Origin of the sequence: Hamadaea sp. NPDC051192, from assembly GCF_040682475.1 — a bacterium.
GTDB lineage: Bacteria > Actinomycetota > Actinomycetes > Mycobacteriales > Micromonosporaceae > Hamadaea > Hamadaea flava.
In genome coordinates this window covers 53,011-62,129 of sequence record NZ_JBFBAZ010000044.1, presented here as the reverse complement: position 1 = coordinate 62,129, position 9,119 = coordinate 53,011, and the positions used below count along the sequence as shown (strand labels likewise).

The following is a 9,119-nucleotide window of genomic DNA, read 5'->3' as shown; positions in this document are numbered from 1 at the left end:
CGCAACAGTCATGCCGAACCGAAACGCGACTTCGCCACCAAATCCAAGATCCGCTCACCCGATTACCTGGCCAACGTTTCCTGCTGAGCCACTAGGTAATGAAGTGCCCGACCGTCTGCGTGGGCGGGTGTTCGCGTTCCTGCAGACCGCCGTGCGGGTGTGCCTGATCGTGGCGATCTCGGCTTCGGGTGTTCTGGTCGGTGTCGGTTCGTCACGGCACTTCCGGATCGGGCCGGTGGGGGTCGAACTCTCCACCGCACGGGCGCTGCTGGCTGTTGCGGGCCTCTCTGGTGTCGGGCTGGGGATGGCGGCCTTTCGGCAGATGGACGACCGGCCGGGTGTGCCGCTGCTGCGCGACCTGTGGGCCGTGCTGCGCAGGAGGTCGCCGGACGCACCGGCAGGACTGTACGTCGTGATCTACGGACTAGATCCGCTGATGGCGACCGCCCATTACGGTGCGCTTGCCGCACGGCTGCGGCAGCTGGGCCTACCGGTACTGCTTGCCGGGTCGCCAGCCGATACGCGCATGATGCGGGCGGCGATGGCGCGAGGCGTTGTCGCTATCGCCGGTCTAGCCCTGCCACCGCCAGGATCCGGCACGGCCGCCGCCGGGGTGCCGGTGCCCGATGGCTGGACACCGCTTCAAGCGAAGCCCAGGCCAGACCTCACCGTGTTCCTGAGCCGGCAGCCCGCGCGGGAGCAGCTCTCGCGCGTCACGACGAACCCCGGTACTGAGCAGGTACTGGTCCTGGACAGCGGACACGATCCAGCTGAACTCGCCGTCGAGATCAGCGCCCGCGTTGTCGAGTTGCGGCGTGCCGCCAACTGTTCGCGGCGTGCGCGACAAGATCGTGAAGATGAGCCTCGTACAGGCTGAGGTTGGGAGGACCACCTGCCGTCCTTCGTTGTTGGTAGCGATTCGCGGACGTGGAGTCGCGACTGGTCCAGGTAAGAGATGCCGCGTTGCACGTGGGTGTGACGGGCCACGGGCCTGACATCGTCGTCCTGACCGGTGGACCTGGTTGCGTGCAGTACCTCGAACATGACGAGATCTCGCCGTTGGGCTACCGCGCTTGGTATCCCGAACCGCGCGGCGTCGGCCGCTCGGGCGGCGGCCCGCACACGATGGAAGAAGCAATCGCGGACCTCGAAGGCATCCGTGCGGCGGTCGGTGTCGCCAGCTGGATCGTGGTAGGGCACTCCTGGGGTTGTGAACTCGGTGTGCGCTACGCGGTCGAACCTCCGCAGGCGGTGACTGCGGTGGTCGGCATCGCCGGTACGGGTCCCCAGCGCGACCGCACCTGGTCCGCGGCGTACGAAGCCGGTAAGGCCACAGAACTTCCCGTCGACATCGACTGGGTGCCTGACGTGCACGCAGCCCTCATCGACTCTTTCACCGAATGGATACATCGACCCGATCTGTGGCGCGGCCTCGCGGACTGCGGGGTACCGATGCATTTCGTCGCCGCCGGGGACGACATCCGCCCGCCGTGGCCCCTAGCGCAACTTGCCGCGCTCGTTCCGCGCGGGAGGTTCTCCACCGTGCCAGGCGTACCGCATGACTTCTGGTTCACCCATCCCGAGGTGTGGACTGAGACCGTCACGAATGCCTGCACCGCTTCGTAACGGGCGCCCGTCACTACCGTTCACCACGGTGATCTACTAGTGCGTCTTCTTACTCTGGGTCGTCTGGTGCTCGATGATTTTCGTCGGCGTCACGCGGCATACGACCCGCGTCTCGTCCGGGCGCACCTTCCACGGCACGCCGTCGTATGCCCGCGACAGCTCGTCGATCAACTCGACACCACCCTCCTCCACCATCGACACCGTGCCCCGGATCTCGACGTAGAAGTACGGATCGCCCGGGTCGTACGCGCACAGGCTGATCTGCGGATTCCGCTCCATGTTGCGCGCCTTCAGCCGGCCCCGGATCGTCGAGAACAGCACGTCGTCGCCGTCCGTACGCACCCAGATCACGCTGGACTGCGGCGCGCCGCTCGGTCCGACCGTACTCAGGATCGCGAAGACCGGCTGGTTGAACAGCCGTCGCGCCTCGTCGCTCAGCTTGATCGTCACGCGGCCCAGCGTAGTCCGCTTCGGACCCCACCGGGCGCGGCCGCCTGTGAGCAGTCGGTGACCCCACCGCCGCCAGCAGAGGTGACGGCGATGGGGTCACTGCTCGGACGCTATTTCAGCGGCTGCCAGGCGGAAGGGTCGGCGGGATGGGCCAGCAGGGCGACATCGGCGTACGCGGCCGTCGCGTCGCCATGACCGTCGGGGTACCCCACTGCGGAACGCGTACCGCTGGCGCCAAAGACGATGACGGCCGTTCCGTCGGCCGCCCGCCACGCCGGGTGTCCGTTGACGGTCGTGTTGGGCTGCCCGTCGCGATCCTTGATCCGGCCCGACGGGTCGCCGGGGACGAGCATGACATCCACGAACAGGCCGACCTGGAGAAGGTCGTCGGTTGGCTTGACCACCGTTCCGGCCGGTGCGAGTTGGACGGTGGCCGACCATGCTTCGCCATGGTTTCCAGCTGTGCTGTAGATCTGGGTGCTCGTACGGGTCACCGTCATGCCTGCCAGCTTCCCGCTGAGCGTGAACGGCATACGCACCGTTTGGTCCTTCGTCAGCGTCACCGACTCCGCGACTCGGCGCGCCACCGCCGCCGCCTGCGCCGGGGTGGCACCCGCACTGCCCGCATAGGACACCCGAGCCCAGGCGTCCGGTGCGTATTGCCATCGGATCGCCGGGCAGGAGCCAGGAACCTTCGGGTCGGTGAGGCACTCGGCGGCGGCGCCGTTGACCGGCTCGGTGGGCTTGGCCACCGCGAAGCGCGGCAGGCCGAGCGCGCCATCGGAGAAGTCGGTAACGGGCCGTTTCCTCGCCAGCACGGTCACGACGAGGCCGATGTCCGGACCGCCGTTGACGTAGGCGGCGTCATGGCCGCCGAAGGTCTGCTCCCACGGTGTGATCTCGGCGTACTGAGCGCCGAGACCGGCCGGAATCCAGCCGACGTTCAGCGTGCGGCGCAGCGGATCGAACTTTACCGGGGCCTCGGTGGCCATCGACGAGTACGCGGCGACGAGAACGGGGTTGGGCGCCCCACCGGCGACCGGAGGCACGGGCTGATCCGGGCCGCTGCCCGGTTGCAACGCCGTGAACAATCCAACAGCTGCGGCTACGGTGACTGCCGCGAATCCAGCCACGGCTCGTCTGGCGGCTCGGATACGCCGGCCCTTGGCGATCATCCCGATGGTGTCCGGAGTGGAGGAAGGCGACGCGTAGCTGAGCGCTGCCCGCAGATCGTCAGTGGTCTTCATTCTTGTTCTCCCATCGGTGTCGGTGTGCTCAGCTCCGGCGAGATCCGCAGCTTGCCCAGGGCTCGGGCGCTTGTGCTCTTGACCGTGCCCGGCGCGATACCGAGCGTCTGGGCGATCTCGCTCTCGCTGAGCGCCTCGAAGTAGCGCAGAACCACGACGGCGCGTTCGCGCGCGGTAAGGGCGGCAAGCGACCGTTGGACGGCATCGCGGTCGACGACCCAGGCGGCCACGTCGGGCACCACGGATTCGGGGAGCTTCTCCGTTGGCCGCTCCCGTCCACCCCCTCGGCGCCACCAGTCGGTACGGGCGTTGCTCAGCGCGGCCCGGACGTACCCGATCGGGTTGTCCTGCCGGACCTTCGACCAGCGCAGGTAGGTGCGGATCAGGACGGTCTGGAGGAGATCCTCCGCGCGAGCACGGTCGCCGATCAGCAGGTCGGCGAGGTGTAGCAGCCGGCTGTGGTTGGCCTCCACGAACTCCGCGAACTCCTCTTCGGCGCCACGCCGACCTGCCCGCGCCAACACCGCTCCTCTCCTCTGGTTCACCGGCGGGGCCAACTGGCCCGGCGTCACCGGTCCGTTCCTTGGTGTGAAAGTTGCCCTGTCATGCCCCCGAAGACGCGAGACGGCAGCATCAGGTTCTGTGCGATGACCGGCCGCGTCATCAGTTCTCGCCGACGCGCCGCGTTGCTGGCTACTGGTCCGGTCGCCCACTCCGTCCGCGCTTAACCGGTACGCACACCGCGAGCCGCCCGGCAGAATATGCGCGGTGATCGTGGTTCAGCGAGTCGTCGTCCGGTGGGGTGCCGACGCGCGAGGCGCGGGGCGGGCTGACCGGCGTCGTCAGGTCGCCGACGTCTACCCGCTTCCGTCGTCGGCTACTGGAGACCAGTTCCTCGTCCATGAGGTACTGGCCGACGACGACGCCGACTATCAGCCGGTCTGCCGGACAATCGTCAGCGCTCAGGCGGGCGCGGGAGGCGGACTGCATCTCTCGCCGTCCGGCGACGGGATGAGGGTGGATCGGTTGCCGGGCGCGGACGCGTACCCCCGGATCGCGGCGACGCGACCGCCTGTTCACCCTGCGGCCCGGCCAGATCGGCCGGTACCGGGCGAACTTCCGCTTCACCGGCTGCACCTGCTCGGCTCGTTGGTGGTACGAGGCTTGGACGGTGCATGTCGCGTACGCGCCGGCGAAGCCCGAGTTGTTCCTGACCACCGTGTCCACCTGTACGGCGGCCGCCCCCGTCGTTCGGCGAGGCAGCAACTTATGCCGTGAACGGCGGCTCGCCGCGGTTATCCGTCGCAGAACGGGAACTCGAGAGCCGCCGGGTGGCAGGGAACCAGTATGGACAGAGACATTCGCGAGCGGATTCGGGACGGCGACGCGGACGCCTTCGCCGTGCTCTTCCGGGAACACGCCCGCGCCGTCTACAACCACTGTTTCCGGCTCGTCGGCGACTGGTCGGTGGCTGAGGACTGCACGTCGCTGGTGTTCCTGGAAGCCTGGCGGCTGCGGGCGAAGGTGGATCTCCGCGAGGGCAGCCTGCTGCCCTGGCTGCTCGGCGTCGCCACACACGTCCTGCACCGCCGACGCCGCGTAGCACGCCGTCACCACGCACTGATGGCACGGCTGCCGCATGAGCACACCGTGGCGGACTTCGCCGACGATCTGGTGGGCCGGCTGGCGGACGAACACCGTATCGCCGTGGTGCACCAGGTACTGCGGCAGCTGCCGCGGACCGACCGCGACGTGCTGGCGCTGTGCGTATGGGCGCAGCTGGACTACGCGGCGGCGGCCGAGGCGCTCGGCGGCGGCCAACGAGGTGCTGCGGAAGAAAGGCGTCCGGGCGTCGGTCCTCCTGCCCCAGAGCGACACGGCCTGCCCCGCCGCGGAACGCGCCGGGGTGACCCCGATCAGCTGGCAGAACGGCAGTTTCAGCACCGATCTGGTCGCCGCACCCGACTACGTCCAGGTCATCGCCACCAACGGCGTGGCCAATAAGGTACGCGTCAAGCCGAGCCTGATCCCCGCCGGACAGCGGATCATCATCGCGCCCGTCGTCAGCCCTGCCGGTCCGATGATCCAAATCAGCATCGCCCCGGAGCCCGGCCCCCGATGCGTCGTCGACATCAGTGCGGCGTGGTTCTCGTCGCAGCCGTCGCCGTCGGTCTCCCGAACGTAGCGATGCCGGGCACGGGTGGATGCCGGGTGATCGCCCGCATCCACCCATCGCTCGACGCGAATCGGTCAGATTTCGAGAAGCCCACACCGGCCGGCCGTGACTAGCGTGCCCTCAACGGCACGTCGCTGGACGAAAGGAGTGGGGCAATGCAAGAGAACAAGACGGTACGACAGATTCACCGCTGGTGCTCGGTCGCCTTCACCATCACTGTCATCATCGACTTCGTTGCCATCATGCTGGGCTATTACGACGACGAGTCGGCGCTGTGGGTGTTCTATCTGCCGTTGCCCCCGCTGGGCGTGCAATTGTTCACTGGGCTCTACCTGTTCGTCCTGCCCTACCTCGGCAGACGGCGTACGCCGCGACAGGCCGACACGGCGTGAAAGCCGCAATGACGTTGCCGGCCGAATAGACTGGTGATCGGCTTTCGACCTCGCCGACGAGAAGTGGAGAGCGATTCAGGATGGCAGACAAGCCTGCCGCTGAGCAGATCGACGACATCATCGCCGGCCTCGACGACTGGCGAGGCGAGACGCTCACCCGGCTTCGTTCATTGATCAACAAGGCCGACCCCGCCCTCGTCGAAGAGGTCAAATGGAAGATGCCCTCCAGGCCAGAGGGCATTCCGGTGTGGACCTACAACGGGATCGTCTGCATCATCGAGCCGTTCAAGCAGGCGGTGAAGCTGACCTTCTTCAAGGGCGCTCAGTTGGCGGACCCTGACAAGCTGTTCAACGCCCGCTTGAAGAGCAAAACGGACCGCGCGATCGACTTTCGCCAGGACTCTCCGATCGACGCGACCGCGGTGAAGGCGATGGTGCGTCAGGCGGTCGAATTGAACAAGCCGGCCTGACGTAGCGTCGCTGACCTGGCCTGTCACGGCTCGGAAGATTTTCTCGGCCAGGGTGTCGGATTCGCCGGACGCCGTTCGTAGCGTAGGTGAACACGGACACCGGGTCCGTCCGAGTAAGGGAGTCAACGTGCCCGAATACCTCATCTATTTCAATCAGCAGTGGGTGGGCGACCACTCCGAGGAGTGGTTCCGCGGGCGTGGGCCGCTGTCCAGGGCGGTCGTCGAGGAGATCAAGGCCGCCGGGGAGTACGTCTTCGCCGGGGGTCTGGAGGAGGAGGACGGCCCGGTCTTCAGCGCCGACGCGACGAGCGGCACGGTGCTGTTCTCCGACGGCCCCTACGTCGAGACCAAGGAGTTCCTCGGCGGGTTCACCATCGTGAACGTGGCCGACGAGGCGACTGCCAGGATGTGGGCCGGCAAGATCGCCGAGGCGTGCGGCTGGCCGCAGGAGGTTCGCCGATTCAAGCCGCGCCGCGAAGCCCAGGGCTGACATCGCGACGCCCCCTGGGCCGACCCTGGACGCAAGATACCGATACGACTCCGGGCACCCCGCCAGCCGCGGGGAGCCCGGAGTGTTGATCATCAGGCGATGCCTTCGAACTGCACCTGCGGATCGTTGTGGGCCGCGGTGCCCCAGACGGCGTCGTAGGCCGTCGAATCACCCGCCAGGTAGTAGCGGAACCAGTCGGTCAGCAGCCGCCGGGTGACCTGCAGCTGGGTGGCACGGCTGATCGAGCCGCTGTCGCAGAAGAGGCTGGAGCCGTCGATGAATCCGCAGTGGAACCCGCCGACGATGGTACGCAGCTGCTTCGGTGCCGCTTTGGCGTTGTAGACGGGCCGGGCGTTGCTGGAGATCGGCGCGATAGTGTCCGCCGAGCCGCCGACCAGCATCATCGGGGCGGTGACGGACGCGGCGGCGGTGACTGCCGAAGGGTTGGTCTCGGCGGCGGCGAGGTTGGCCACCGTCGTCACGGCGTGGTTTCGCGATCCCGCTAGCACGCTGGCGCCGGCGCCCATGGAGTGGCCGGACAGGCCCAGTTTCGCGGTGTTGATGTGGGCGTTGAACCGGGAACCGGTCGTGGTGTCTTGCACGACGAACCAGGTGAGCTGGGCGTTGAGGTCGTCGGCGAAGGCGCTGTGGCTGGGGAACAGGCCGCCTTGGGAGGTGGGCGCCCCGACGACGAAGCCCCACGAGGCGAGGTGCTGCAGGGTCGAGGCGTACTGGCTGACGCTTTGCAGGAAGCCGTGGCCGAAGGCGATCGCGGGGAAACGGCCGGGTGCAACGGCGGTGCCGGATCCGGCCGCGGTGGCCGGGTAGTAGATCCGGGCGCTGAAGGAGCGGCCGGCGGCGGAGACTGACTGGTCGACGTAGCCGACCGCGTAGGGCCCGGCGGCGGACGAGTCGGCGGCGTGGGCGGGTGCCGAAAGTCCGATGACAGGCAGGGCTGTCATGGCCAGGACGAGGATCGCTCGACGTAGCATGTGTGCTCCTCCGGTAGGGAAACGGTGTTCCTCTCAGTGGAACACCGTTTCCCTTATCGAAACAGGGAGCATATATGCCAATGTTTCGCTACATCAGGGGGCTTCAGAGAGCCCGGGCGAGCAGCTCCTTCATGATCTCGTTCGTGCCGCCGTAGATCTTTTGCGCGCGCGCGTCGGCGTACATGCGGGCGATGGGGTACTCGGTCATGTATCCGTATCCGCCGAAGAGCTGCAGACAGCGGTCGATGACGGTGCACTGCGACTCGGTCAGGTGGAACTTGGCCATCGCGGCGGTGGGCAGGTCGAGCTCCCCCGCGAGGTGCCGCTCGACGCAGTCGTCGAGGAAGGTTCGTCCGGTGCGTACCAGGGCGGCGCATTCGGCCAGGGTGAAGCGGGTGTTCTGCTGGGCGTACAACGGCTTGCCGAACGCATGCCGTTCTTTGGTGTAGGCGGTGGTGAGCGCGAGCGCGCGCTCCATCGCCGCGACCGCGCCGACGGCGATGACCAGGCGTTCCTGCGGCAGCTGCTGCATCATCTGGAAGAAGCCCTGGCCGGGTACGCCACCGAGGACGGCGTCGGCGGGCACGCGCAGGTCGTCGAAGAACAGTTCGGCCGTGTCGTTGGCCTGCAGGCCGATCTTGTGCAGGGTGCGGCCGCGCCGGAAACCGGGCGGGTCGTCGCGCAGGTCGCAGACCAGGAGCGAGATGCCGGCAGCGCCCTCGTCGCGGTCGGTCTTGACGGCGAGCAGAAGCAGATCGGCCAGGCGACCGTTGGTGATGAACGTCTTGGCGCCGTTGACGAGCAAGGCGTCGCCATCGGGCCTGGCCCAGGTGCGCATCGACTGGAGGTCGGAGCCACCGGACGGTTCGCTCATGGCGATCGCGCCGACGAGTTCCCCGCTGCACAGCCCGGGCAGGTAGGCGCGTTTCTGCTCGTCGGTTCCGTACGCGGTCAGGTAACCGGTGACGATACCGCTGTGCACGGCCAACCCTAGGCTGGCGTCTCCGGCGTACGTCTGCTGCTCGAACAGGACGGCCTCGTGGCTGAAGTCGCCGCCGCCACCGCCGAACTCCTCCGGTACGGACAGGCCGAGCAGGCCGAGGGCGCCGGCGTGGTGGTAGAGCGCCCGGTCGGTGTGCCCCTGCGCGGCGAACTCTTCTTCGCGAGGCATCACCTCCCGGGTGAAGAACGTGGCAACCGTCTCGGCCAGCGCGTGATGATCGGGGGTACGCCAGCGAGACTGGTAGCCGCCGAGCCCTGGAACCGTTGCGGGCAT

11 protein-coding genes and 1 pseudogene are annotated in these 9,119 nt (G+C 67.7%); 6 read left to right on the top strand and 6 right to left on the bottom strand.

Annotated elements, in window-relative coordinates; translation table 11 throughout:
• Positions 1 to 877: pseudogene (locus tag AB0M47_RS20350) on the top strand (hypothetical protein); the annotation flags it as partial.
• A gap of 50 nt (positions 878 to 927) precedes the next feature.
• Positions 928 to 1,626: an alpha/beta hydrolase gene (locus tag AB0M47_RS20345; RefSeq protein WP_363415774.1), complete on the top strand. Its 699-nt coding sequence runs from the start codon at positions 928 to 930 to the stop codon at positions 1,624 to 1,626.
• Positions 1,627 to 1,662: 36 nt separating this feature from the next.
• On the opposite strand, the gene AB0M47_RS20340 is transcribed toward AB0M47_RS20345, so the two are convergent.
• The 4 genes from AB0M47_RS20340 to AB0M47_RS20325 form a co-directional block, all read right to left on the bottom strand.
• A complete protein-coding gene (locus AB0M47_RS20340) occupies positions 1,663 to 2,076 on the bottom strand; it encodes a PPOX class F420-dependent oxidoreductase (RefSeq protein WP_363415771.1) in 414 nt (137 codons plus the stop codon).
• 110 nt (positions 2,077 to 2,186) lie between these two features.
• Positions 2,187 to 3,323 (bottom strand): hypothetical protein, encoded by a 1,137-nt coding sequence (locus AB0M47_RS20335; RefSeq protein ID WP_363415768.1) that lies wholly within the window; start codon positions 3,321 to 3,323, stop codon positions 2,187 to 2,189.
• Positions 3,320 to 3,847, bottom strand: coding sequence for a SigE family RNA polymerase sigma factor (locus tag AB0M47_RS20330; RefSeq protein WP_363415766.1), 528 nt, complete (start codon positions 3,845 to 3,847; stop codon positions 3,320 to 3,322). The genes AB0M47_RS20335 and AB0M47_RS20330 overlap by 4 nt, the downstream gene beginning before the upstream one ends.
• A 169-nt stretch (positions 3,848 to 4,016) precedes the next feature.
• Positions 4,017 to 4,541 carry a hypothetical protein gene (locus AB0M47_RS20325; RefSeq protein WP_363415763.1) on the bottom strand — a complete coding sequence of 175 codons (525 nt, stop codon included), beginning with the start codon at positions 4,539 to 4,541 and terminating at the stop codon, positions 4,017 to 4,019.
• Between the two features lie 129 nt (positions 4,542 to 4,670).
• On the opposite strand from AB0M47_RS20325, the gene AB0M47_RS20320 reads away from it, so the two are divergent.
• The 4 genes from AB0M47_RS20320 to AB0M47_RS20305 all read left to right on the top strand — a co-directional run bounded on the left by AB0M47_RS20320 (position 4,671) and on the right by AB0M47_RS20305 (position 6,851).
• Positions 4,671 to 5,327, top strand: coding sequence for a sigma-70 family RNA polymerase sigma factor (locus tag AB0M47_RS20320; RefSeq protein ID WP_363415760.1), 657 nt, complete (start codon positions 4,671 to 4,673; stop codon positions 5,325 to 5,327).
• 327 nt (positions 5,328 to 5,654) lie between these two features.
• On the top strand, positions 5,655 to 5,891 hold the full coding sequence (locus tag AB0M47_RS20315) for a hypothetical protein (RefSeq protein ID WP_363415758.1): 237 nt from the start codon (positions 5,655 to 5,657) through the stop codon (positions 5,889 to 5,891).
• 80 nt (positions 5,892 to 5,971) lie between these two features.
• On the top strand, positions 5,972 to 6,361 hold the full coding sequence (locus AB0M47_RS20310; RefSeq protein WP_363415755.1) for a DUF1801 domain-containing protein: 390 nt from the start codon (positions 5,972 to 5,974) through the stop codon (positions 6,359 to 6,361).
• Between the two features lie 127 nt (positions 6,362 to 6,488).
• Positions 6,489 to 6,851: a YciI family protein gene (locus tag AB0M47_RS20305; RefSeq protein WP_363415752.1), complete on the top strand. Its 363-nt coding sequence runs from the start codon at positions 6,489 to 6,491 to the stop codon at positions 6,849 to 6,851.
• Positions 6,852 to 6,943: 92 nt separating this feature from the next.
• On the opposite strand, the gene AB0M47_RS20300 is transcribed toward AB0M47_RS20305, so the two are convergent.
• Both AB0M47_RS20300 and AB0M47_RS20295 read right to left on the bottom strand, forming a co-directional pair.
• Positions 6,944 to 7,843, bottom strand: coding sequence for a hypothetical protein (locus tag AB0M47_RS20300; RefSeq protein ID WP_363415749.1), 900 nt, complete (start codon positions 7,841 to 7,843; stop codon positions 6,944 to 6,946).
• 103 nt (positions 7,844 to 7,946) lie between these two features.
• Positions 7,947 to 9,119: an acyl-CoA dehydrogenase family protein gene (locus tag AB0M47_RS20295; RefSeq protein ID WP_363415746.1), complete on the bottom strand. Its 1,173-nt coding sequence runs from the start codon at positions 9,117 to 9,119 to the stop codon at positions 7,947 to 7,949.

Excerpts from the sequence above, each read along its gene's own strand:
- AB0M47_RS20335 (WP_363415768.1), bottom strand. The coding sequence starts at position 3,323 with ATGAAGACCACTGACGATCTGCGGGCAGCGCTCAGCTACGCGTCGCCT.
- AB0M47_RS20320 (WP_363415760.1), top strand. The coding sequence starts at position 4,671 with ATGGACAGAGACATTCGCGAGCGGATTCGGGACGGCGACGCGGACGCC.
- AB0M47_RS20315 (WP_363415758.1), top strand. The coding sequence starts at position 5,655 with ATGCAAGAGAACAAGACGGTACGACAGATTCACCGCTGGTGCTCGGTC.
- AB0M47_RS20310 (WP_363415755.1), top strand. The coding sequence starts at position 5,972 with ATGGCAGACAAGCCTGCCGCTGAGCAGATCGACGACATCATCGCCGGC.
- AB0M47_RS20300 (WP_363415749.1), bottom strand. The coding sequence starts at position 7,843 with ATGCTACGTCGAGCGATCCTCGTCCTGGCCATGACAGCCCTGCCTGTC.
- AB0M47_RS20295 (WP_363415746.1), bottom strand. The coding sequence starts at position 9,119 with ATGCCCGCAACGGTTCCAGGGCTCGGCGGCTACCAGTCTCGCTGGCGT.